This window comes from Mesorhizobium sp. M0601 (assembly GCF_040320845.1).
Lineage (GTDB): Bacteria > Pseudomonadota > Alphaproteobacteria > Rhizobiales > Rhizobiaceae > Mesorhizobium.
The window spans coordinates 1-23,048 of sequence record NZ_JAMYQK010000060.1 but is presented as its reverse complement, the minus strand read 5'-3'; the positions used below and the strand labels follow the sequence as shown (position 1 = coordinate 23,048).

The window sequence follows — 23,048 nt, the reverse complement described above, 5'->3', positions numbered from 1 at the left end:
TGCGGGCCCGGGAACGCGACCGCCGCGTGCCTGTGATGAAGATGGGCTCGCTGTATTTTGTCTGGTGGTCGAAAAGCCAGGACCCGCACCAGAAGCCACCTCTTTCTGACCATAATCAGCGTTTGAGTGGGAGTCAGAGTCAGAGTCCGGGCAAGCAACAGCCTGTCGTGAAGCCGCGCTCGAGTGATTTTTAACTGTGTTGCCAAAGAACAGTGCCGCTGGCTGAGCGCGAACAAGATTTTTCGTCTGGCGATTGGAGGTCAACCGCTTTGTTGGCGCATGCGTGAGCTCTTTCATGCACGAAAGGCCGGAGAACCCACTGTAACCTGGTTCCGTGATGCCAGTTTTGGATCGCTGCGTCGACTTAATCTGCTCGATCTCGAACCGATCGATGCCCCGCGCAAGCGCGCTGCAGGCTACAAAGAACGGCCGCAGAGAAGAGTTGGAGTCCGCCAGCATCTGACCTTACCGATTTGTAACCAAATTCACGCGAACGTGCGCGTGCCGGCTCCAAATCCCGACATCGTTTCTGCCGGTTTCCGGCTCCCGAACCCGCCCCGGTGCCAGAAACAGATGTTGCAGAACCCGCCCGCGCACGTCCGCTCGATTCTCATCCTCCAGACGAAATTAATCGGCGATCTTGTCCTCGCTTGCCCGCTCGCCAGAAACCTGCGCCTCGACTCTCGCGGCAGACCACGTTGGACTTCCTGCTTGTCGGCGGCCCCGATGAACGGGCATCTGCCGAGCGCATCGTCGCCAAGGCCGCTTCGCCGGTCGTCAACGTCGTCGGGGCGCTGTCTGCTGGCGGTCCTCGGCCAGGCACGCCTGTTTCTGGGGAACGAGAGTGGCCCGATGCACATGGCCGCCGCCGCGGGAAGGGCGGTTGTCGGCCTGTTCGGCCTGACCGACCGGCCGTCTGGGGGCCTGTCGGCGTGGCCAGTGTTACGCCGCGGCGCTCCATGCCCTGCGAGTGCATAGCCAGGGACCTGTGCCGCCGACCCGATCGGAGCAAGGCTTGCTGCGTCTGGCGACTTGAGGTCAAAGCGGTGGTCGACGCGGTGCGCGCGATCCTTTCACGTAAGGTTAAGGTCGTGGAGCACGCATTGTGACCTCGCGCTTGCCAAACGTCAGGCCGGCGGTCAAATTGCCGCTGCCGACGCTTTTGCAGGGGCATCGTCCCGATTTCCGCCTTGATGGCGGTCTTGGGGTCGCCGCTTCAACTTTGATCCGGCCGACCTGGAAATAATCGATGCGCCTGTTCCAAAAGCTTTTTTGCACCATCGCGATATCGCTGTGGGCTGTTTCTCCTGGCAACGCCCAGTTGCTCGTCGCACCGACGCTGCACATCAAGGCCGAGGCGGGCGGCGGCGGCGTCGCGCTGACGCTCGATGCGTGCGGCGGAAGGACCGACACAAGGATTCTCTCGGCGCTGGTGGAAAACAAGATTCCTGCCACCATTTTCGTCACCGGTATCTGGCTGAAGCACAACGCGCCCGCCGTCGAGATCATGCGGGCGCATCCCGAACTGTTTGAATTGGAAAACCATGGCGGCCGCCATGTCCCGGCTGTCGACACGCCGCAAAAGATCTACGGCATTCGCAGTGCCGGCAGCCCGCAGGCCGTGCTGGCCGAGGTCGAATCGGGTGCTGCCGCGCTTGCCGTGACCGGCGAACCGGCGCCGAAATGGTTTCGCGGCGCAACCGCCGAATACAGCCCATCGGCAATCGCGATGATACGCAAGCTTGGTTTCAAGATCGCCGGATTCTCAATCAACGGCGATGGCGGCTCATTGCTCGGTGCAAAAGAGACCGCCCGGCGCATTGCCGCGGCAAAGGACGGCGACGTCATCATCGCTCACATCAACCAGCCGACCCATGCGGCCGGCGAAGGCGTGGTGCAGGGACTTCTGGCGCTGAAGGCCAAGGGCCTCACCTTCGTGCGTCTCGACGATGCCGACGGCATCGGCGATGAAGGCACCACCGACTGATCAGCCGGGCGTGGCCTTGATCGTCACCTTGTTTGGATAGAACGCACCGTGATCGCGAATGTCTGACATCTCGTCGAACGGCCGCTCATAGGCCCACATCGCATCCTTGCCTGCATCGCCGGCGGGCAGCACGCTCCAATAGCTGGCATCGCCCTTATAGGGGCAATGGGTCGAGTGTTCGGTCTTGCCAAGCTGTTTGAAGTCGATGTCGCCGAACGGAATGTAGAAAACAGGCGGATAGGGAGGTTCGGTCAGCACCTTGACCTTGCTGGACGAGGCGATAACGACATCACCGGCGCGCACCGTCACGGTGCCCTTGTAAGGCTCGACCGTGATGACCTTGCCCGGATTGCTCTGAAAGCCGGGTGTCGGATTTGCGATCTGGTCCATATCGGATCTCCTTGCCTCTACCCCAAGATGTGTCTGGCAAGCGCGTTGCGCAAGACCTGCAAGCCACCGGCGGGCATCGCCCGCGGCTGGCAGTCTTGCGCTTTCCTCCGGTATCGCGCCTAAAATCAGGCGGCGGCCTGGAAAGCGTCCATCAGCCCGGCATAGGCGGCGGCAATCGCGGCCACCGGATTGGTGCTTTTCGAGGTGGTCTCGACCTTCAAAGCACCACCGTTGGTCGGCAAGGTGAGCAGCAGGAACTGGCGATTGCCGCCATCGCCGACCGATGCGGCGGCGACGTGCTGGGCTTCGCCCTCGTTCTCGACGCACATCTTGAACAAGAGCGTGCCGCCGACAGCTTCGAGGGCGCCGCCGACGACCTCGACGAATTCATCTTCGGAAACGGTTTTGGCGTCAGGCACCAGATCGGCCTGCGCGACATCGGCCGCCACCAGATCGGCCAGACTTTCGGCAAGCGTATTTTCGAGGGCTTTGTCGTCGAGCTGCGCGTCCATGCGAACCTCTTTCATTCGCCAATCGCGCCCCGCCGTTAATCAACGTTAACGCCGAGCATGGCCGGATTGTGGCGAATTCGGCCTCAATTGGCTCCATGCCCCGCTCCAGCCCGATCCTGGCTGGACAATCCGCCGGTTCGTCCCACAATGGCGAAAAAATAACGGGAGGAACAAGATGCTCGGGCTGATGCAGGAATGGCCGCTGCTTTGCCATAAGCTGATCGACAATGCCGAGCGGCAGCACGGCAGCCGCGAAATCGTGTCGCGTTCGATCGAGGGGCCGATCGTGCGCAGCACATATGCCAAAATCCATAATCGTGCCCTGAAGGTCGCCGAGCGGCTCGAGCGTGACGGTTTCGGGCTTGGCGACCGCATCGCGACCCTGGCCTGGAACACCGCGCGCCATATCGAGGCCTGGTACGGCATCATGGGTGTCGGCGCCATCTATCACACGCTCAACCCGCGGCTCTTTCCCGAGCAGATCACCTGGATCATGAACAATGCGGGGGACAAGGCGATCTTCGTCGACCTGACCTTCCTGCCGCTGCTTGAAAAGATCGCCGGCGCGGTCAAGTCGCTGGAGCAGGTTATCGTGCTCACCGACAAGGCGCATTTGCCCGAGACTGCGCTGCCCAATGTTGTTGCCTATGAAGAATGGCTTTCTGAAGCCGACGGCAACTTCGCCTGGAAGACATTCGACGAAAACACCGCCGCCGGCATGTGCTACACCTCGGGCACCACGGGCGATCCGAAAGGCGTGCTCTACAGCCATCGTTCGAATGTGCTGCATGCCATGATCGAAGCGATGCCCGACGCCATGGGCCTGTCGTCGCGCGATACCGTATTGCCGGTCGTGCCGATGTTTCACGCCAACGCCTGGGGCCTTGCCCAGAGCGCGCCGATGATTGGCGCCAAGCTGGTCATGCCCGGCTGCAAGATGGATGGCGCTTCGATCTACGAGCTGCTCGACACCGAGAAGGTGACCTTCAGCGCCGCCGTGCCGACGGTGTGGATGATGCTCCTCCAGCATCTGGAAGAAACCGGCAAGAAACTGCCCTATCTGCAGAAAGTCGTCATCGGAGGCGCGTCCTGTCCACGCGCGATCACGACGAAGTTCCAGGACAATTACGATGTCCAGGTCGTCCACGCCTGGGGCATGACCGAGATGTCGCCGCTCGGCACGCTGTGCACCCTGAAGCCGGACTATGCCGGGCTGAAGGGTGAGGCTCGCCTCGCCGTCCAGCAGAAGCAGGGCTTTACGCCGTTCGGCATCGAAATGAAGATAACGGATGACGACAATAACGAGCTGCCATGGGACGGCAAGACCTTCGGCCGACTCAAAGTCCGCGGGCCGGCCGTCGCGCGCGCTTATTATGGCGGCATCGGATCCGAACAGTTCGATGAAGACGGCTGGTTCGATACCGGTGATATCGCGCATATCGACCCCGGCGGCTACATGCAGATCACCGATCGCGCCAAGGACGTGATCAAGTCGGGCGGCGAATGGATCTCGACCATCGAGCTCGAGAACCTCGCTGTCGGCCATCCCGACGTGGCGGAGGCCGCCGCCATCGGCATTCCGCATTCCAAATGGGGCGAGCGGCCTTTGCTCGTGGTCGTGCGCAAGCCGGGCAGGGATCCGTCCAAGACCGACATCCTCGCTTTCATGGACGGCAAGGTGGCGAAGTGGTGGATGCCGGACGACGTCGCCTTTGTCGGCGAAATCCCGCACACCGCTGCCGGCAAGATCCAGAAGATTACCTTGCGCCAGCAGTTCCGGGATTATCACCTGCCGACGGATTGACCGGAGATGCGGCGTCTTTGCGCCTTCAAGCCGCCGCTGAAAGGCACTATGCCTGTGTTCGGGTTGGGGCAGCGCGGAAAACAATGACGGGAATTCCCGAGCGACAAACGTCGAGGGCTGCCGGTTGGTCGCGGCGTGCCGGTGCTTTTTCGGCGGTCCTGCTGCTGACGGTACTCATCGGCCATCGCTATGACCTCGTCGAGACGCCCGCATTCCTGTGGGTGCTTTGCATTGTCGCCCTGCTGGCGGCGTTTGCGCTTTTGTTCGCCGGGTTTGCCTTTGCGCGACTGTGGAATTTCGGCGATCGCGGCGGCCACGACCTGACCGTCGGCGCCTTGCTGGCGGTTCTGGTGCTCATCCCTTACGGCGTCGCGGCCTATTGGGTGGCCACCTATCCGCCGATACGCGACATCTCGACGGATCTGGACGACCCACCGGTGCTCGACATTTCCACCCGGACAAAGGTTATGAACGAGCTTTTGCCGCCGACACCCGGCGAGCAGCGCCTGCAAATCGAAGCTTATCCGCTTGTTACCGGACGCAGCTACACCTTGCCTTTCGATCGCGTTCTGGAGGCGGTCAAAACGGTGCTCGATCGGCGCGGCTGGCAGCTCACGGCGCCCTTTCCAGACGCAGCAGGGCAAAGCGACGTGACGGTCGATGCGCTGGCCAAGGGCTTGCTGCTTGGTCTTCCTGCCGATGTCGCCATCCGCGTGACCGACGACGGCGATGCGGTCATCGTCGATATGCGCTCGGCCTCGCGTTACGGCCGCTACGACCTTGGCGACAATGCGGCGCGCATCACCGATTTCCTTGCCGAACTCGACCAGGAAGTCGCCGGCCAGGTGGGCGTGGCGCCGGCGGAATGATATCCGAAGTGTGCTAGGTTGTCGGCGAATAGATGCCGTCGATAGCCGGCTCGCCGTCGGTGTGGACCAGACCGCGCGCCACCAGATCTTCCAGATGGGCAAGCACCGACAGGCCGGCCGCGCCATGCAGGCGCGGGTCGGTGTCTCGATAGATCGCCTCCACCATGTCCTTGATTGCCCGGTCGCCGCTGTTGATCCGCTCCAGAATTGCCCGTTCGCGCATTTTGCGATGCGTTTTCAATCCGCGCATGAAGCTGCGCGGCTCGGTCACCGGCCCACCATGACCGGGCAGCAGCAGCCGGTCGTCACGTTCGATCAGCCGATCGAGCGATGTCATGTACTCGGCCATCGCGCCATCCGGCGGTGCGACGATCGTGGTTGCCCACGCCATGACGTGATCGGCCGAGAAAAGGATGCCGGTTCCCTCCAGCGCGAAGGCCGCGTGATTGGCGGTATGGCCGGGCGTCAGCACCGTCCGGATCGCCCAGCCGTCACCGTCGATCATCATATCATCCGGCAGCGCGATGTCAGGAACGAAGTCGGTGTCGGCGCTGGCATCGAGCGGATTGACCTCGCCGGTGCGCAACGGCCGCGCCGGGCGATGCCGGCCTTCCGCCAGAACCGCCGCACCGGTGTGCTGCTTCAGCCGCGTCGCCAGCGGCGAATGGTCGCGATGCGTGTGGCTGACGAAGATATGGCTGACCGGCCTGGTCCCGATCGCTTCGAGCAGCGTTTGAAGATGTGCCTCGTCATCAGGACCCGGATCGATCACCGCCAGCGTCTCGCGCCCGACGATATAGCTGTTGGTTCCGTGAAAGGTGAACGGGCTTGGGTTCGGGGCCGTGACGCGTTGAATACCAGGCGCAACGATCACGCCCTTGCCATAGGACGGTTCGAAGCGTGTGTCGAATTTCAGCGCCATGCGAACGTCGCGACCTTTTTTGGGGCGAGGGCAAAACCGATTGCCGCATAGCACGGAAGCCAATATAGGAAAACGCAAGGCCGCGTTCGGCGGCAATCCGGAACGGGGAAGACCATGGCAATTGCAACGACGATGCGTCCGCTTATTTCTCTCGCTCTGCCTGAAAAGGGCGCGGCCCGGCTGGCAGGACAGCTTTTGCTGGCGATCGCCGGAACGCTGCTGCTGATCTTGTCTGCCAAGACCAAAGCCATGCTCGGACCGGTCGATATCTCGATGCAGACGCTCGCCGTCTTGCTGATCGCTGCCACCTTCGGCATGCGCCTCGGCGTCGCAACGCTGCTTCTCTACATGGCTGAGGGCGCGTTGGGCCTCCCGGTCTTCCAGAGCACGCCCGAAAAGGGCGTCGGCATCGCTTACATGCTCGGTTCGACCGGCGGTTATCTTGCCGGCTTCGTCGTCATGGCGGCGATCGTCGGCTGGGCTGCCGACCGTGGCTGGGATCGCCATCCTATCAAGCTCTTCAATGCCATGCTGGTGGCCGAGATCGTCATGATGGCAATGGGCTTTGCCTGGCTGGCGCTGTTGATCGGCCCGGAAAAGTCGTGGCAGTTCGGGGTGGTGCCCTTTATCGTCGGTGATCTGATCAAGGTTGCGCTGGCCGCGAGCTTGGTGCCGGCTGTCTGGTCCCTGTTGAAGCGTTCGTGAAGCCGGTCGAGCGGTGATAACCTGTTCTGCGCGACAGTGATTTTTCGCCGTAGTTGGTATGGCCGTGCAGGATCTTTGTCGCTGGCGGCAGGCTTGTGCGCGACGCCATCCGTCACATTAGCTTCAAGTCGACGGACTAAGTACCAGAACCAACGGGCGATTCGTCAGCCAGCGTAACCAAGCACCTACGCATGGAAATAAATTGCTCGACATAGCATCTCAGCCAGCTGAAAAAGAAAGCGGCTCGATGATTATTTAGGCACAGCTAAATTTCTGGACAATGTGTAGGAAATTCTTAACCCAACCGCCTTGACTTTAGTGGTTTGGTTGCTTGCTGGTATCCACACACTGTCGTAACCGTTGACCTGAGATCATGCCGCCGACTGCCGAAGGAAGACACGTGAGTAGCGCGGAAAAAACAACGACCAACGCGACCGCCCTGTCGCCAGAGTCGGCCGCCGCGCCGGCAACCCGCTGGTACGCGGCCAGCGTCTTTCCCGGAAAGGAGCATGTCGCCGAACGGCATCTCCGGGTCCAGGGATTCGAGCCGTTTGTGCCTCGCTGCGAGAAAACCGTGCGTCATGCCAGGCGGCTCGAAACACGGTCCGCAGCTTATTTCCCGGGCTATATGTTCATCGCCCTTGACCTCGGACTGCAACGTTGGCGTTCAGTCAATGGAACCTTCGGTGTGCGTTCCCTCGTCACGCAAGGCGACCGGCCTTTGCCGGTCCCCTCGGGTTTGGTAGAGCGTTTCATTGCATTGACCAGAAAGGACGGGCTGCTTGATTTCAGTGGAGGCCTCGCAGCCGGTGCCTCGGTCCGAATCCTTTCGGGCCCCCTCGCGGAACAGATCGGTCGCCTTGACCGGCTCGATCCAGCCGGAAGAGCCCGGGTTCTGGTGGCCATCATGAATGGCGAAATCCCTGTCGACTTGGATGCCAGGGATCTCGTAGCAATCGCGTAGCCGCAAACATGAAGGCGGCGTCGTGATGTAAACTGTTATAGGATGCGCTCTCGGGTTTTCACCCGGGAATGCGGTAGCCGTCGTTAATGGGAATACGCGCTGTGTGGCGAAGTTGCCTCATCGGCGCTGATTGAGAGTACGCAATATGCGAATAACAATGATTGGTGCCGGCTATGTAGGGCTCGTCTCGGGCGCCTGTTTCGCCGATTTTGGCCATCAGGTCTGCTGCGTCGATCGTGATGCGGAAAAGCTTGCCATGCTCAAACTTGGCAAGATACCGATCTATGAGCCAGGGCTCGACGACCTCGTCACCACGAACACCGCGCAAGGTCGCTTGCGTTTCGACGACAATCTCGCGGATGCCGTTTCTCAATCGGATGTCGTCTTCATAGCCGTCGGCACGCCGTCACGGCGTGGCGATGGGCACGCCGATCTGTCCTTCGTTTACGATGCGGCCGCCGAAGTTGGCCGGGCGCTCAAAGGATTTACGGTCGTGGTGACGAAATCGACCGTCCCTGTCGGTACCGGCGATGAGGTGGAACGGATCATCCGCGAGCAAAATCCCACAGCCGATTTTGCGGTGGTCTCCAATCCGGAATTTCTTCGCGAAGGGTCGGCGATCGAGGACTTCAAGCGGCCCGACCGCATCATTGTCGGCACCGATGCCGAACGGGCCACAGCCGTCATGGGCGAGATCTATCGCCCGCTCTCGCTGAATGCCGCGCCAATATTCTGTACGAGCCGGCGTACGGCGGAGCTCACCAAATATGCCGGCAACGCATTTCTGGCCATGAAGATCACCTTCATCAACGAAATAGCCGACCTCTGCGAGCGGTTGGGAGCCGATGTGCAGGACGTCGCGCGCGGCATCGGCATGGACAATCGCATCGGCGCAAAGTTTCTTCACGCGGGCCCGGGCTATGGCGGCTCCTGTTTCCCGAAAGATACGCTGGCGCTGGTCAAGACCGCGCAGGACGCGGCAAGCCCGGTGCGGCTTATTGAAACGACGGTCTCGATAAACGACCAGCGCAAACGGGCGATGGCGCGCAAGGTGGTCGAGGCCTGCGGCGGCTCGGTTCGTGGCAAGACCATCGGTATCCTCGGCCTTACGTTCAAGCCGAACACCGACGATATGCGCGATGCCCCGTCATTGGCTATCATTCAGGCACTCAAGGATGCGGGCGCTTCGGTCAAAGCGTATGATCCCGTAGGCATGGAGCAGGCGCGCAAGATGATCGAAGGCATTGCGTTCGGGGATAGCGCCTACGCGGTAGCCGACGGCTCGCATGCGATCGTCATCGTCACCGAGTGGAATGCGTTTCGGTCGTTGGATCTGAAGCGGCTCCGTTCACTCATGGCGACGCCGGTGATGGTTGATCTGCGAAACGTCTACCGCGGCGAGGACGTCATTAGGGAAGGCATAGCCTATTCGAGCGTCGGCCGAGAGCGGCATCCTGTCCAGTAAACGTCCAGGTTTTCATGGGGCCCGTTCGCGGGATTCAAATTGATCGCCACCACCGTCCATTTACCCAACAAACGGCATCTCCTGCTCCGGATGCGCTTTCAGCTGCTTGGCGGATTGACATTCGCGATTCTGCTGCCCGCGCTGATCCGTATGTCGGTCGATCAAGACGTTATCCTATATTCAAACTTACAGGTTACGATTATTGCGGCGTTCATTGCGCACACCACTGGCTACTTCTTTTACAAACGCATCGGCAATTTCCCAGGCGTGGCCGCCGCCGGTTACATCCTGCCAACCTTCGCCCTGACTTACGGCCTAGTGTTCGCGACGATCTTCTTCTTCAGGTTCGACTACAGCCGGTTCCAGGCCGCGGCGAGCTTCATTCAATCGACATTGTGGTATTTTGGTTTGAGCTTGGCCACGCGGCGGCTCGATGCACACCGGCTGGCGATAATTCCTGGCGGAGACGTCGACAGGCTGGAGAGCATACCGGGCGTTAACTGGCACAGGGTTCTTTCGGCCGACACGGTCGTCCAGCATGCGACCGGCGTGGTGGCCGATCTTCGAGCTGACCTTTCAGATGAGTGGGAGCGGTATATTGCCGACCGCGCGCTTTCGGGAACACCGGTCTATCACGTCAAACAGATCAGCGAGTCGCTCACAGGCAGGGTAGAGATCGAGCATCTTTCTGAAAACACTCTAGGCTCCTTGAATCCAAACCAAGCTTACCTAAAAATAAAGCAGGCGATAGACTTGGCCGCTGCGTTATTTGTGCTTGTTGTTTTCTCGCCATTGCTGTTGTTCGTGGCGATTGCCGTAAAGATCGATTCGCCTGGACCGGCGCTATTCAAACAGAAGCGAATGGGCTACAGAGGGCATCCCTACGAGGTCTACAAGTTTCGAACGATGAAGCTCAGCGACGCGGCTGTCGACGAGAAGGAAGCGGCCATCACGAAGGCCGGCGACACACGCATCACCCGTTTGGGGCAGCTCTTGAGAAAATCCAGGATCGACGAATTACCGCAGGCCTTGAACATCCTGCGTGGCGAGATGAGCTGGATCGGACCGCGGCCGGAAGCACTCGTGCTCTCGAAATGGTACGAGGCGGAACTGCCATTCTATCGCTATCGGCATATCGTACGGCCTGGCATTACCGGATGGGCGCAAGTCAATCAGGGCCATGTTGCGGCTGTGGACGACGTCCTGGAAAAGCTTCACTACGACTTCTACTACATCAAGAATTTCTCCCCTTGGCTCGACGTGCTGATTGTGTTTCGTACCATCCGAACCATGCTGACGGGATTTGGTGCCCGATAAACTGGAAGGGGTTGGTCCGACTCGGTACAACGAAATCGGACGCATAAAGCTGAGGATGGCTCGACGTCTTGGAACGAGACGCAGGAGCGATGTCCGTCCAAAGGCGTACAAGTACCTCCCTGGACAATGAACTGACCACTCATGAACTCAAAGCAAGGACATTCTCTGTGAACCCCATCGCCAAGCTGATCGCCGGAGGTCCCGGCAGGAAGTCTCGTTTGCATAGCGAGAGCGGGCAACTAATGCCCCTAAAAGAACTACGCCACCTGCCACGAGTAGCTCTGGAATTTAGCCGGTCACGTATATTCGGCGTTCGTCCACCTGTGCCATGGTGGCCAGTTGCGGTGATACCGATAATTGAAGATTTCCTTGCTGCGAAGCCGAGGGATGTCATCGAGTTTGGTTCTGGAAGTTCAACAGTCTGGCTGGCCAAGCGGGCGCTCACAGTCAACTCCGTAGAAGACAACGAGACATGGACAGAGGCCACAAGAAAAAGACTCAGAGAATATTCTCTGTCTAATGCAACGGTTCGACATGCGGAGGATAAAAATTATTATGATCTTGGCTGGGCATCAGGACGTTCCTTCGATTTGGCTATCGTCGATGGTAGTTGGCGGTGGCGTTGTATTGAATCGGTGATCCCTCTTATGAAGAAAGACTCGTTAATTTATCTCGACAATAGCGACGCGGACAAAGATCGTCGTCATTATACCTCGCCGGGAATGTCGAGAGAAGCGCAGAAGCTTCTCGTCGGATATTCCAATGCGCATCACAGTTCCAAAATAGAATCAATTCATAGCCTTATCAGCGGAGAACTTCATTCTGGAGAGGGAATGTTATTGTGGATCGGTTCGTGACGAGCAGGTGGACATTATTGTGACTTTCCACAGGTATAAAACGCGTTTGAATGGAACCGTAGTAATTCTTGAAAGCGATAAAAAGTGATTCCCATTTGGAATTGGAATGCAGCTCGTCTAAATTTTTTTAGATCGGATTTGACCTGCGGCCGAGAAACGAGAATAGAACCAGCACTACTGGCTCGCGGTGGCCGAATCATAGTCGGGAAGAATTGTGCTATTAGATTTGGTTGCGTCTTAATGCCCGCTGGTGGTCTGATCCAAATCGGCGACAGCTCTACGATCAATCACTACAGCATCTTACATGGGCAGAATATGCTTACGATCGGCAGGAACTGTCTGATTGCTCCTCGTGTATCTATCTTTGCCTCAAATCACCAATATCGAGACAGGAACGTGGACATTCGCAACCAGGGGACATTTAGCAAAGGAGGAATAAAGATTGCAGATGACGTCTGGATCGGCACTGGCGCGATAATCCTGGATGGTGTGCAGATCGGAGAGGGGTGTGTGGTGGGTGCAGGGAGCGTAGTGACGAAGAGCCTTCCTGATTATGCAATAGTTGCGGGCAATCCGGCCACAATCATCGCTCGGCGTTAGCATGGCGCCAGTCTCCGCCAGCCGCTCGTTTGTCGAAAGCTTTGGATCGTCGCTCGTCACGCTGGTCGCAGGTCTTGGCACTGGGATCATAGCGGCACGAGTTTTAGGGCCAAGCGAACGGGGGGTATTGGCACAAGTATTCTTCTGGGCACAGTTTCTTGCGCCCCTCGGTGCAATTTCTATCGCCGATGCAATCGTAATTCACGCACGGCGAGGTCACGATGTCAATGCGTTAGTGCAGCAGGCATACATCCTAATGGCCAAAATGCTTTGTCTTATTCTACCTGTAGGGGGCGTCATCATTTTGGCAGCTATGCGTGGTAGTGCGACGCCAGTCGTTATTTCCTCTCTAATCTTTTGGGTCGTCCAGGCCTGCGTTATGAGCTTCGATCAAGTAACTACGGGGAGTCTCAAAAATGCGCTTCGGTTCCGAGTTCTCTCGATAACGAGCGCGTTGATTCCTCTCATGTATATAATTTCTCTTCTAATAATGCTCGTATTCAGTCGTAGCTATTTGGTTTTTGTTGTAGCTCAGGCTGCGGCGTTGTTGTTAACCGTTCTTATAAGATTCAAGTTCTCACAATTTGGCGGATGGTCCACCTCTGTCGGAGGGAATAATGTACAACTTCTCGCAACCGCACTTAATATTCATCGGACGACCGTTGTTCATCTGCTTTCTTCTCAGATAGACAGACTACTTGTCGTCCAGACGCTTTCCAACTCTGAAATAGGACTTTATTTTGTTGCGGTATCCCTTGCTGGTCCGCTCCAAGGTTTCATTGGCGTCGCAGTAAGCCAAATTGCACTCTCCAAGTTTGTTCATGTAACTGGAGCGGCGCGAGAACTAATGGTAGAGAGGCTACTTCGTCTTTCTTGGATGGTTTCCTTGATCGGTGCGGTAGCTGTGGTGACGATAGCGCCAATTGTTGCGCCCCTGCTTTTTGGAAAAGCCTTTTCGATCTCAGGTTATGTCGCCGCGGGTTTAACTGCCGCGACCGCAACGGTACCCGTCCGACTTGTTGCTCGGGAAGCCTCGAAGAGTATGAACGATAATGGATCGCCGTTCCGTGCGGAACTAGGCTTCCTCCTTGGGTTCGGAGCGGCGTTCATACCGGCCTTCTTTGTTGGCGTGCCGTACCCAGTAATAGCTGGATTGGCATCTGGTAATATTCTATCAACCTATTTGATACTCCGTGCGTTAGCTGTGCACATGCCGACGATATCGTTGCGACGTTGGATTATCCCCAGGTGGTCGACGTTCTCTGAACTATTCATGATTGTTCGGAATGCGAGGAGCGGTTGAATTGCCAGGTGACCTCGTCGTCCATGTCCCAGATCAAACAAGTCCAGGAAATCCATGCCTCAACCAAAAGCTATCGTCGTCCAGCTTGGCGCACGGAGACAATATGCAGTGCCCTATGCCCTTGCCCGCACGCAGAGCTTGGAAATGCTCTACACAGATTTCTGTATGGGTGTGGGCTTAGGTCGCTTTGCCCCGCTATTGCAACTAGTCCCCTTCTTTAGGAGAACCGATCTTTCGCGCCGACATATCGATCCACCGGTGCGGGAGCTGACCAGGACTTTTCCAAGGTGGATGATAGATATGCAAATTGCGTTGCGTGTGTTTAGTGACCAAGAGGCGCGGCTTCGAGCAGTGGATAGAGCGCATGAGGCTGCTGGGCGGAGCATGGTAAAGGCGGGTTTTGGTAAAGCGACGCACATCGTTTCGATGTTTGGCGAGGGGCGAAAGTTTTTGGTGGAGGCGCGCAACAGAGGGTTAACCGTCGCAACCGATATGAATATTGCGCTATCTACGGAGGCGATAGTGCAGAACGAGCAACGGAAGTTCCCTGACTGGGAGCAGAAACCGCTGTACTTCGGGGAAACCGGCCATAACGCAAGAAGTGTTCGTAGAGCCAGCGACATTATATTGGGGTCAACGGATATATTTTTGTGCCCGTCAGAGTTTGTGAAAAATGACTTAATCGAGAATTTTGGCGTGGCTGAAAAACGAACCCGGCTTGTCCCTTACAGTGTTCATCCGAGATGGTTTAACGTACAGAACGTGCCAGAGCTCGGACGCATTCTATTCGTCGGTAACGCCGACCTGAGAAAGGGCATCCATATATTAGCAGACGCTGCGACTCTTCTGCGTTCCAGGGGCAAAAAATATTCCTTTATAGTTGCAGGGACCGTAAGCGATTCTGTGCGGGGGCGCGACGAAACTAGGCATCTCACGTTTATTGGCAAATGCGGTTCGGACCGACTTATTAAGGAATATTCTCGAGCGGACGTTTTTGTGCTACCTTCCCTCGCTGAAGGATCGGCAGGTGTCACTTATGAGGCACTCGGGGCGGGTCTGCCAGTTGTTACAACGTTCGAGTCGGGATCGATTGTACGGCACGGTCATGAGGGCTTCGTTGTCCCCGCAGGAAATGCCGAAGGACTTGCTGACATGGTCGAGGCGTTGGTTGAAGACCGAGCGATGCGTAGCCGCATGGCTGCTGCAGCGAGGGCTCGTGCCCAGAGTTTTGATTGGGGCGACTTTTCGATCCGTCTCAATAACGCCCTCTTTGGGCGGGGCTGACTTGTCGTAAAGAAGCCTTTGCGTCTAGTGCCTGTCGGTTCCGATGAGGTTCAATTGCTCAGCGGATGAGTTTCGGATTTGTCATGATTGTGGTATTCTGCATTGCTGCTATCGTCTTGGTCCTCCGTAATTTCAATGGAGGGCAGGGGGTATTCGAACTGCCAAATTTATACGGCTTGATGGCCCTGGTATACTTCCTTCCGCAAATTGTTGTACAGCTGCCGAATGGATCGGAACCTGAGGCGGGCTTCGACGCATATTTAGCTATGGCAACTGCTTGCCTGATAGCAACGTATTTTGGCTGGCATCTTGCGATGAGGGAGTCTCTGTCGCGAAGAAATGATGGAGTGTATACTCGCTCTGGGTACTTCCGAGGCGCTGCTGCCTCAACCGCCATAGCTCTGGTGTGTAATTTAGTTCTTGAGTTTCTGCGGCCAAGCATGGACGGCATCCAACAGTGGTACGGTCCTATTGTGATTGTTGCGTTTTTTGCTCAACTTAGAATCGTTTCTTTCGCGTTCTCCTTGGCACTGTTCTTTCGCGAGAGAACAATGTTTACTACGACCAATTTTGTATTGAACCTATGTATGGTGCTTCCTTCTGTGCTCCTTTACGCGCGTCGAACTGATCTAGTCGGTGCGGCTTTTGCGTATGTAGTTGTTCGGTGGTTCGTTAAGCGGCGGATTCCGCCACTGCATATCACAATTCCGCTTTTTATAAGCATTTTTGTGGTAACGTTTGCAATCACGGAGATCAGGACCTATCAATATCTACATTACGTCGCAACCGGGGAACGTCTTTCGATCTTGAGTCCACAGCTGCTTACCTCAATTGATTTTTCGGCCTCTGCGAGCAATGGTCTTTCGACCAGTAGCGATATTCGAAACGGAATGAGATCGATAGCCGCAGTTCAGAGTACCGGTAGTTATTCCTTTGGTGCCGCGTTATGGAACCGGGTTGTGTTTCAATACGTCCCAGCGACGGTGTTTGGCCCCTCTGTAAAAGAGTCATTTATGTTTGACATTCGGAGTCTGGACGAGTTGGCGTCGGAGTATTCCGACTATTATTGGCAGACTGGAACCACTCCCACCGGCTTCGCGACTGCATTCCAGGATTTTTGGTATGCTGGCTCCTTGTATTTTGTCCTAATGGCGTATTTAACGGGGCGAACTTTCAAACGCGCTTTGTCGGGGGACATCTTTAGTCAGGTCCTATACGTCCCATTAGTGGCGATGGCGCTTGTGTCACTCACCCACTCTATTAGTTATTTCTTTGTGAGCTATCCATTTTTTTGGGTGAGCATGGCGGGCGTTAAGCGTTTATTTCGGCGGCGCGGCCTCGGCGATGGCAATCGTCCGTTGTGCAACTCTCCTACTTCGTACAACTCTCCTACTTCGCGAGCTCGGTTGCCGGATTCACCTTCTACCGGAACGCATATTCAGTCCGTCGGATGGCGTCCATCTGCCCGGCCCATATCGCGCCGAGTGCCATAGCAGCATGTCTGGATAGGTTTGGGATCTAAGAAGCTGAAGGTTTGGTTTAGGGGATCTCGCCGGAGGTTTTGGCCGCCGTGCGATGTTTCAGAACCGGTGGGCGTCCTGAATCGCGGCGGAACCCGTCCGGAACAGCGTCATCCCTTACAGGCCCTAAGCAATGGCAAAGAGCGCCCGCCGCTGGGATCCCACCTATCATGCGGCAGCCGCGAGCCATTGATGCGTCGCACGCCACCCCTATTGCTGCGTGCCCAAGCTCAGATCATGGCGGGGCGGCCAATTGGCCCGCAGCAAATGAAGGCCGGTGTTAGGGTACATTGTCAGAAGCTGCCTAGGATAGGCGATGAGGCCAACGAGAAAGTCCGCCCTGGACTGATACGTAGCAAGGGGGTCACAGACCACACGACGCTCGATGGAAACACACCAAAGCGAGGAGTTCATAACTTCAGCGGCGAAGCCCGGCTTTCATTGGTTCCTTGACGTCAAAGGGCACCTGTGGAGTGGTTTTGGATGAGAGAAAGGATTAGTTTACTCGCGTGACAAAGCGCTATCGCCCGGTGCTCGGAGGATGACAGGAGGGGAGCGAGAGTGCGACTCGACGTGGCGCGAACGTAGAAGACAAGAACATTTTCGAGACGCTTGTCCAAGCCTGCCGAGCATCGTTTCGAAATCAGCTCGGACGGTGCGCTGTCTATCTGCGCCATGGGAATGTGCGATCCCCTTCAATTATAGTAGGGCAGAGGGAACGCGGGCTACCTTCATCGCCAAGGCTGAAATACCCCTCGCGAATCGGGCCTTCGTTCTCAGCATATTTAAAGTGTCCACATATATTCCTTGGAAAAATAGTTCTGGAACGATAGCAACTATATGTGGTGTAGAACGGGGCAGATGAGCTAAATCTCTGCGAAACTAAGGATGTAGTATGCTGGTACCTTTTGCTATTCATAGAATAAGGACGCTGTGCTGGACGACTTTCTATCGCCTTACATATCGACTGTTTTTTGCAAGTATGGGGCCCGGTTGCGTGTTTGAGGGCTGGATCGACATGCCTCAGCGTTCCGGAAAGATTTATCTAGGGTCAAGGGTACGGATCTGTAGGCTTGTAGAGATGTCTGTTCCTCAAGGGGGGGTGCTTAGAATCGGGCATGGAACTCTCCTAAGCAGGGGCGTGCTGCTTAGTGTTCATGGTGAGACAGTGATTGGAAACAACGTAATGATTGCTGAATACTCGTTCCTTCACGACAACGACCATCAGTTCTCTGACATCGATCAGCCGATCGTATCGCAGGGTATGATTGCTGGAAAAATAACCGTGGGAGATGGATCGTGGATTGGAGCCAATAGCATTGTTCTACGAGGAGCCGTGATAGGCCATGATTCGATTGTTGGTGCTGGAAGTGTCGTCAAGAAAGCCCACGACCCAGGTTCTATCATTGTGGGAGTACCCGGGAAGGCTATCAGGCGAAGGTGGTAACGATAGCTTGCTCGTCCGACCATAACGACCGCTGACAGAGTATAGCCCATGCGAGTGACGTTCATTGTTGATAATCTTGGACCATATCATATTGCCCGGCTCTTTGAACTTTCAAAGTATTGTGATCTATACGTGATTGAACTCTTCGCATCCAGCTCGGAGTACGCTTGGAAGCCTGCGGCGCAAGTACCGTTTCGCTGTAGCACCGTATCACAATCGCACGGCCACTCCCCTTCGATCTCTTCCAAATTATTGACATTGCTCTCTGACGCCAGACCTGATGTCGTCTTCATACCTGGATGGAGTTCACCATTGTCGATCCACGGATTGATTTGGTGTAGGCGGAATTTGACGCCCGCAGTCGTTCTCTCTGATAGTCAGGAATCGGATTTTCCGAGGAATCGTTTGAAGGAATATTTGAAGAAGATAATAATCAGAAACTTCTCCGGAGCCCTTGTTGCAGGTGGCCCTCATGAGCGATATCTGAACCGGCTAGGTATGTCATCTGATTATATTAGAAGAGGCTATGACGTTGTCGACAACAAGTACTTCGACGGCGGCGCCGTAAATGCCAGAGAGCATGCTTCCGAGCTGAGATCTGCGCTCGGTTTGCCCGATAAATACTTCATGACATGTTCAAGGTTCGTTGAGAAGAAAAATTTGTCGTTTCTTATTGATGAATATAGCGCATATTCGCGCGAGATGGATGAAAAACATCCTCTCCGAGTTCCCTGGGACCTTGTGATCGTCGGGGATGGCGAGCTCAGGAATAAACTTGTTAACAAAATCTCTGAGTATGGATTGAGAGACAGAGTACACCTCCTTGGCTTCCGCCAATATGAGGCCCTGCCAGCCATCTACGGTTTATCGAAGACATTTATACTGGCAAGTTTGGTGGAACAGTGGGGTTTGGTGGTGAATGAGGCGATGGCGTCTGGCCTCCCTGTGCTTGTTTCGCGACGGTGCGGGTGTGCGGAGGACCTCGTGGTAGAGGGGGAAAACGGGTGGATATTTGATCCTACCATTGTTGGAAGTCTGGCGGGGCGACTAGTCGCGCAGACACTCCTGAATGACGACATGCTAAACCGGATGGGTGAGCGCTCTCGCACAAGAATTGAGGCCCATTCACTGTCTACATTCGCAGCAAGTGCCCTGGAAGTGTCGGAAGCGTGCTTAAATCGAACCCGCAGCGGCGCGACCCTTCTTGATTGTGTGGTATTGCCGGCCCTTAGGAAAGTGAGAGAGCGACCATGAAACTCAGCTTAGTTTCATCATCCATGTCGCGTGAGGCCGGCGGACTGTTTTCTGCTATTCGCCAGCTGGCGCAGCACTTACGTATGGCGAATGTGATGCCTGAGGTGTTCGCCGGGCGGGACTCGTTCTCGGATGAAGATCTACCAGCTTGGGGCGATGTACCTGTCTGCATTCATCGGGTGGTGGGACCAGCCGCGTTTGGCTACCAGCCCGCTCTCTTGCGATCCCTCCGACTGTCTGCACCGGATATTTTGCATTTGCACGGACTATGGATGTACCCGTCTTTGGCAGCTCTGAGTCGCTCGACCGGTCGTCTGCCGCGAGTGGTTTCGCCGCACGGCATGTTAGATCCATGGGCGCTGCGCAACTCGGGGTGGAAGAAGCGACTTGCGTCGAAGCTGTATGAAGAGAACAACCTTCGCGGCGCTGCTTGCGTGCACGCTCTCTGTCAGGCTGAACTCCGTGCGATTAGAGAGTACGGCGTGACCGCCCCAATTGCTGTCGTGCCAAACGGAGTTGACCTCTCTATCGCGGAGGGGCAGCATCCTGCCCCAAAGTGGCGTGGTGCTGTGCCTCAGGGCGCAAGAATCCTGCTGTTTCTGGGTCGCATTCACCCGAAGAAGGGGCTCTTGCAGTTGTTGGATGCGATCGGTGGGCTTTCGCGCAATCGAGAGTTCGCGCACTGGCACTTAGTGGTTGCGGGCTGGGACCAGGGTGGCCACCTAGCGCAAGTCAAAGCCAGGGCAGAGATGTTGAACCTCGGAAACCGAGTTCACTTTGTTGGTCCACAATTCGGGTCTGATAAGGCGGCTACATTCGCTGCTTCTGACGCATTTATATTACCCTCGCATTCCGAAGGGTTACCTATGGCTATTCTTGAGGCGTGGGCGTTCTGCTTGCCAGTTCTTATGACAGCCGAGTGCAACATAGATGAAGGTTTTGCTGCCGACGCTGCGCTTCGAGTGGGTATGGATCCGACATCGATCGCTTGTGGGCTCGAGGCGCTTGCAAACCTTACGCCCGCGGAGCGCAAGAGGATCGGTCAAAACGGAAGAGGGCTGGTTGAGAGGCAGTTTAGCTGGGGAAAGATTGCTGGAGACATGCGCTCCCTCTACGAATGGGTTCTTTCGGGACATAATTCCCCTAGCTTCGTCGATCGGTTGGCCAAGTAGGATGACAAACATTGAGATAAACCGCGCCGCAAAAAAGTGGTCACTTTCGGAGCTTATGGGCCGCGCAATGTGGGCGGTGATGCGTCCGTTGTTCAGGCTCAGCCCCCGGCCGCTCTGGGGATGGCGAAGATGGCTTCTGCGATTGTTTGGTGCCAAAATAGGGAGAGCTGTTCACATTTATCCCACAGTGATGATTACAATCCCTTGGAATCTCACCATAGGAGACTTTAGTGCTGTTGGAGACCGGGCAATCCTCTACGCTCTCGGCCCAATTACGCTTGGCCAGCGTGTTACCGTGTCGCAGGGTGCACATCTCTGTGCCGGGACACACGATTGGCGGAGCTCAAGTCGACCTCTTTTGAAGCTACCTATTACGGTCGAGGACGACGTATGGATATGCGCTGACAGCTTCATAGGCCCCAATGTGTGTGTCGGCGCCGACGCAATCGTCGGCGCACGCGCAGTGGTTATGAAGAATGTCGACAAAGGCACCACCGTAGTCGGGAATCCAGCGCGCCGAATCGAAAGGAAATTAAATTGAAAGAAGTTGGAGAAGATAGTGGGTACAGATACACAGATCACGCAACAAATTGCTCGCATCCATATTTGTTACCATCTGTGATTAATGAGCTAGATTCTATCAAGTTTGACATACTTGCGTTTGGCAACGTACCAAAGTTATTCGATCTTGGGTGTGGAAACGGAAGCGTAGGAAACGTACTCAATTCGTTGGGCTGGGAAGTTACAGGAGTAGATACTTCAACCGATGGTATAGAGCAGGCTCAACGAAATCATCCGAACCTTGCGTTATTTGAAGGATCGGCGTACGATGATTTGGCAGATCGATACGGCAGATTTCCAGCCGTTATCAGCTTGGAAGTGGTTGAGCATATCTATGCCCCCCGATTATATGCGAAAACACTATTTAATCTTGTCGATTCGGGGGGGACGGCAATCGTATCAACCCCTTACCATGGCTACTGGAAGAATCTAGCCCTGGCGACCACGGGGGCATTAGATAAACATTTTACCGCGCTATGGGAACACGGCCACATTAAATTCTGGTCTATCACAACTCTTACCAAATTGCTTTCGGACGCTGGCTTCGATAATATTCGTTTCAACAGGGTTGGGCGAATACCGGCTCTTGCAAAGTCAATGATTGCGATTGCACGGAAGCCATGAGCCTAGCCGTTATCATACTTACGTTTAACGAAGAGCAGCATATCGAGCGTGCCTTAGACTCCGTAAAGGATTTTGCGGGCAGCGTACTTGTGGTTGACTGCGGCTCATCGGATAATACTGTCAATTTGGCGAAAGCTTGCGGCGCCGAAGTCAAATCCAATCCTTGGATCAATTATGCGACGCAGTTTAATTGGGCGCTCACCCATGTCCCTTCTGGTACCACATGGGTGCTACGACTGGATGCAGATGAGGTGGTTACCTCCGAACTGGCCTGCGAGATAAAGGCGCGGCTTTCATCACTGGGGAGCCAGTCTGTCGGAATATTTGTATCACGTCGAATGAAATTTCTTGGACGTCCCATCCGGTACGGCGGTTTATTTCCAATTCGCGTATTGCGTCTGTTTCGTCTTGGCTACGGCCATTGTGAAAATCGTTGGATGGACGAACATATAATCGTCACTGGAAAAACGGTAGCATTCAATGGGGAGATTATTGATGATAACCTTAACTCGCTCACTTGGTGGACTCAGAAGCACAATTCATATGCGAGTCGAGAAGTTATAGATTTACTGAACCTAGAATATGGATTTACCTCGCAAGAAACGGTAGCTGAACTAAAGAGTGGCCAACAAGCCGCAGTAAAGCGTTGGCTTAAAGAGAGGGTCTACGTTTATCTTCCGCGCGGTTTTCGAGCATGCGTATACTTTTTGTATCGATATGTTCTTCGTTGCGGTTTTCTCGATGGTCGGGAAGGTGCCATATTTCATCTACTGCAGGGATTTTGGTATCGCTTTCTAGTTGACGCAAAGCTGTACGAAGTAAAGGAATATATGCGTCGGACCGGGACTGGACCTGTCGTCGCTATAAAAGCTATCTTGCATATCGACGTCGACGAAGACTGATTCATTGTGCTCCTCCTTTTTAAAGTGGCGGAAAACAGCGATTCCTGGTTATCGTCGTGGATGCGACGCGGAGTATTGCGCGCCAGTTCGGCCTTGATCCGTTCGTCTTCGAGGTCGCTGGCGCGGATCTGGTAGGGCGCGCCGCGCATGACCTGCTCGGCGGTAAGAGGCCATCCCTGATGAACCGGCGGATTTTGACGTGCGACCCGCCGAGCTTCGCGGCCGCATCCGACATAGTGAGCCACTCGCCATTTTTGTCGGACGGTCGGACGAGCGATAGCCGCTGATTTTGTCTTGATCGCGGCCGTTCCCCACAACATCCACGCCGCCTCACCGACAACGGTATCCAGTTCACGACGCCCGGCGCCGGCGGTTCGGCCGTGCCATTGATCAAGAGGGCCATCGCAAACGGCGAACGCTTCTGGGGCCATGCCTTCGAATACGCCTGTGACCTGCCACGGGTAATTTCCTCCATCTGAGATTAGAGTCCGGCCTCGATTGAAGGTAAGCGCCAAGCTGACCCCATCTGGCGCGGCTTGAGGTGATGAGCGAGACATACTGACACTGAAGCAAGGAGCCGAGGAGCTTG

21 protein-coding genes and 1 pseudogene are annotated in these 23,048 nt (G+C 55.9%); 19 read left to right on the top strand and 3 right to left on the bottom strand.

The window, feature by feature from the left end; genetic code table 11:
- From NKI41_RS30955 to NKI41_RS30945, 3 genes and pseudogenes are all read left to right on the top strand, one after another.
- A pseudogene (locus NKI41_RS30955) lies at nucleotides 1-194 on the top strand (hypothetical protein); the annotation flags it as partial.
- A gap of 85 nt (nucleotides 195-279) precedes the next feature.
- The gene (locus NKI41_RS30950) at nucleotides 280-978 is read left to right on the top strand and encodes a glycosyltransferase family 9 protein (protein WP_352686639.1); all 699 of its coding nucleotides are present in this window, start codon (nucleotides 280-282) and stop codon (nucleotides 976-978) included.
- A gap of 271 nt (nucleotides 979-1,249) precedes the next feature.
- On the top strand, nucleotides 1,250-1,987 hold the full coding sequence (locus tag NKI41_RS30945) for a polysaccharide deacetylase family protein (protein WP_352686636.1): 738 nt from the start codon (nucleotides 1,250-1,252) through the stop codon (nucleotides 1,985-1,987).
- Here the strand turns inward: NKI41_RS30945 and NKI41_RS30940 are convergent, their stop codons facing one another.
- Entirely contained in the window at nucleotides 1,988-2,377 is a 390-nt protein-coding gene (locus NKI41_RS30940; RefSeq protein WP_352686634.1) for a DUF427 domain-containing protein, read from the bottom strand.
- Nucleotides 2,378-2,502: 125 nt separating this feature from the next.
- Complete coding sequence (locus NKI41_RS30935; RefSeq protein WP_352686631.1) at nucleotides 2,503-2,889, bottom strand: hypothetical protein; 387 nt, start codon at nucleotides 2,887-2,889, stop codon at nucleotides 2,503-2,505.
- A gap of 175 nt (nucleotides 2,890-3,064) precedes the next feature.
- Between NKI41_RS30935 and NKI41_RS30930 the strand changes: the two genes are divergently transcribed.
- Together NKI41_RS30930 and NKI41_RS30925 are read left to right on the top strand one after the other, a co-directional pair.
- Nucleotides 3,065-4,693 carry a fatty-acid--CoA ligase gene (locus tag NKI41_RS30930; protein WP_352686628.1) on the top strand — a complete coding sequence of 543 codons (1,629 nt, stop codon included), beginning with the start codon at nucleotides 3,065-3,067 and terminating at the stop codon, nucleotides 4,691-4,693.
- A gap of 83 nt (nucleotides 4,694-4,776) precedes the next feature.
- Complete coding sequence (locus NKI41_RS30925) at nucleotides 4,777-5,562, top strand: DUF1499 domain-containing protein (protein WP_352686625.1); 786 nt, start codon at nucleotides 4,777-4,779, stop codon at nucleotides 5,560-5,562.
- Nucleotides 5,563-5,575: 13 nt separating this feature from the next.
- Here NKI41_RS30925 and NKI41_RS30920 read toward each other — a convergent pair whose 3' ends face one another.
- A complete protein-coding gene (locus NKI41_RS30920; RefSeq protein ID WP_352686624.1) occupies nucleotides 5,576-6,484 on the bottom strand; it encodes an MBL fold metallo-hydrolase in 909 nt (302 codons plus the stop codon).
- A gap of 114 nt (nucleotides 6,485-6,598) precedes the next feature.
- On the opposite strand from NKI41_RS30920, the gene NKI41_RS30915 reads away from it, so the two are divergent.
- From NKI41_RS30915 to NKI41_RS30850, 14 genes are all read left to right on the top strand, one after another.
- On the top strand, nucleotides 6,599-7,189 hold the full coding sequence (locus NKI41_RS30915; RefSeq protein WP_352686623.1) for a biotin transporter BioY: 591 nt from the start codon (nucleotides 6,599-6,601) through the stop codon (nucleotides 7,187-7,189).
- Nucleotides 7,190-7,589: 400 nt separating this feature from the next.
- Nucleotides 7,590-8,153 (top strand): transcription termination/antitermination protein NusG, encoded by a 564-nt coding sequence (gene nusG / locus NKI41_RS30910; RefSeq protein WP_352686622.1) that lies wholly within the window; start codon nucleotides 7,590-7,592, stop codon nucleotides 8,151-8,153.
- A gap of 145 nt (nucleotides 8,154-8,298) precedes the next feature.
- The gene (locus tag NKI41_RS30905; protein WP_352686620.1) at nucleotides 8,299-9,618 is read left to right on the top strand and encodes a UDP-glucose dehydrogenase family protein; all 1,320 of its coding nucleotides are present in this window, start codon (nucleotides 8,299-8,301) and stop codon (nucleotides 9,616-9,618) included.
- A gap of 39 nt (nucleotides 9,619-9,657) precedes the next feature.
- Entirely contained in the window at nucleotides 9,658-10,935 is a 1,278-nt protein-coding gene (locus NKI41_RS30900; RefSeq protein WP_352686617.1) for a sugar transferase, read from the top strand.
- Nucleotides 10,936-11,102: 167 nt separating this feature from the next.
- Nucleotides 11,103-11,792: an O-methyltransferase gene (locus tag NKI41_RS30895; RefSeq protein ID WP_352686614.1), complete on the top strand. Its 690-nt coding sequence runs from the start codon at nucleotides 11,103-11,105 to the stop codon at nucleotides 11,790-11,792.
- A gap of 240 nt (nucleotides 11,793-12,032) precedes the next feature.
- Nucleotides 12,033-12,392, top strand: coding sequence for an acyltransferase (locus NKI41_RS30890; RefSeq protein ID WP_352686611.1), 360 nt, complete (start codon nucleotides 12,033-12,035; stop codon nucleotides 12,390-12,392).
- Nucleotide 12,393: 1 nt separating this feature from the next.
- Complete coding sequence (locus tag NKI41_RS30885; RefSeq protein ID WP_352686608.1) at nucleotides 12,394-13,695, top strand: lipopolysaccharide biosynthesis protein; 1,302 nt, start codon at nucleotides 12,394-12,396, stop codon at nucleotides 13,693-13,695.
- A gap of 54 nt (nucleotides 13,696-13,749) precedes the next feature.
- Complete coding sequence (locus tag NKI41_RS30880) at nucleotides 13,750-14,979, top strand: glycosyltransferase family 4 protein (RefSeq protein WP_352686605.1); 1,230 nt, start codon at nucleotides 13,750-13,752, stop codon at nucleotides 14,977-14,979.
- Between the two features lie 83 nt (nucleotides 14,980-15,062).
- Complete coding sequence (locus tag NKI41_RS30875; protein ID WP_352686603.1) at nucleotides 15,063-16,472, top strand: hypothetical protein; 1,410 nt, start codon at nucleotides 15,063-15,065, stop codon at nucleotides 16,470-16,472.
- Nucleotides 16,473-17,394: 922 nt separating this feature from the next.
- A complete protein-coding gene (locus tag NKI41_RS30870) occupies nucleotides 17,395-17,946 on the top strand; it encodes an acyltransferase (protein ID WP_352686600.1) in 552 nt (183 codons plus the stop codon).
- Between the two features lie 405 nt (nucleotides 17,947-18,351).
- Entirely contained in the window at nucleotides 18,352-19,200 is an 849-nt protein-coding gene (locus tag NKI41_RS30865) for a glycosyltransferase (protein WP_352686598.1), read from the top strand.
- A complete protein-coding gene (locus NKI41_RS30860; RefSeq protein WP_352686596.1) occupies nucleotides 19,197-20,372 on the top strand; it encodes a glycosyltransferase in 1,176 nt (391 codons plus the stop codon). The genes NKI41_RS30865 and NKI41_RS30860 overlap by 4 nt, the downstream gene beginning before the upstream one ends.
- 537 nt (nucleotides 20,373-20,909) lie before the next feature.
- Nucleotides 20,910-21,557, top strand: a complete 648-nt coding sequence (locus NKI41_RS30855; RefSeq protein WP_352686594.1) for a methyltransferase domain-containing protein — start codon at nucleotides 20,910-20,912, stop codon at nucleotides 21,555-21,557.
- Nucleotides 21,554-22,459 carry a glycosyltransferase family 2 protein gene (locus NKI41_RS30850; RefSeq protein WP_352686591.1) on the top strand — a complete coding sequence of 302 codons (906 nt, stop codon included), beginning with the start codon at nucleotides 21,554-21,556 and terminating at the stop codon, nucleotides 22,457-22,459. Before NKI41_RS30855 ends, NKI41_RS30850 begins: the two co-directional genes overlap by 4 nt.
- The last annotated feature ends 589 nt before the right edge of the window (nucleotides 22,460-23,048 follow it).

Excerpts from the sequence above, each read along its gene's own strand:
- NKI41_RS30950 (WP_352686639.1), top strand. The coding sequence starts at position 280 with ATGCGTGAGCTCTTTCATGCACGAAAGGCCGGAGAACCCACTGTAACC.
- NKI41_RS30945 (WP_352686636.1), top strand. The coding sequence starts at position 1,250 with ATGCGCCTGTTCCAAAAGCTTTTTTGCACCATCGCGATATCGCTGTGG.
- NKI41_RS30940 (WP_352686634.1), bottom strand. The coding sequence starts at position 2,377 with ATGGACCAGATCGCAAATCCGACACCCGGCTTTCAGAGCAATCCGGGC.
- NKI41_RS30935 (WP_352686631.1), bottom strand. The coding sequence starts at position 2,889 with ATGGACGCGCAGCTCGACGACAAAGCCCTCGAAAATACGCTTGCCGAA.
- NKI41_RS30930 (WP_352686628.1), top strand. The coding sequence starts at position 3,065 with ATGCTCGGGCTGATGCAGGAATGGCCGCTGCTTTGCCATAAGCTGATC.
- NKI41_RS30925 (WP_352686625.1), top strand. The coding sequence starts at position 4,777 with ATGACGGGAATTCCCGAGCGACAAACGTCGAGGGCTGCCGGTTGGTCG.
- NKI41_RS30920 (WP_352686624.1), bottom strand. The coding sequence starts at position 6,484 with ATGGCGCTGAAATTCGACACACGCTTCGAACCGTCCTATGGCAAGGGC.
- NKI41_RS30915 (WP_352686623.1), top strand. The coding sequence starts at position 6,599 with ATGGCAATTGCAACGACGATGCGTCCGCTTATTTCTCTCGCTCTGCCT.
- NKI41_RS30905 (WP_352686620.1), top strand. The coding sequence starts at position 8,299 with ATGCGAATAACAATGATTGGTGCCGGCTATGTAGGGCTCGTCTCGGGC.
- NKI41_RS30890 (WP_352686611.1), top strand. The coding sequence starts at position 12,033 with ATGCCCGCTGGTGGTCTGATCCAAATCGGCGACAGCTCTACGATCAAT.
- NKI41_RS30885 (WP_352686608.1), top strand. The coding sequence starts at position 12,394 with ATGGCGCCAGTCTCCGCCAGCCGCTCGTTTGTCGAAAGCTTTGGATCG.
- NKI41_RS30880 (WP_352686605.1), top strand. The coding sequence starts at position 13,750 with ATGCCTCAACCAAAAGCTATCGTCGTCCAGCTTGGCGCACGGAGACAA.
- NKI41_RS30875 (WP_352686603.1), top strand. The coding sequence starts at position 15,063 with ATGATTGTGGTATTCTGCATTGCTGCTATCGTCTTGGTCCTCCGTAAT.
- NKI41_RS30870 (WP_352686600.1), top strand. The coding sequence starts at position 17,395 with ATGCTGGTACCTTTTGCTATTCATAGAATAAGGACGCTGTGCTGGACG.
- NKI41_RS30860 (WP_352686596.1), top strand. The coding sequence starts at position 19,197 with ATGAAACTCAGCTTAGTTTCATCATCCATGTCGCGTGAGGCCGGCGGA.
- NKI41_RS30850 (WP_352686591.1), top strand. The coding sequence starts at position 21,554 with ATGAGCCTAGCCGTTATCATACTTACGTTTAACGAAGAGCAGCATATC.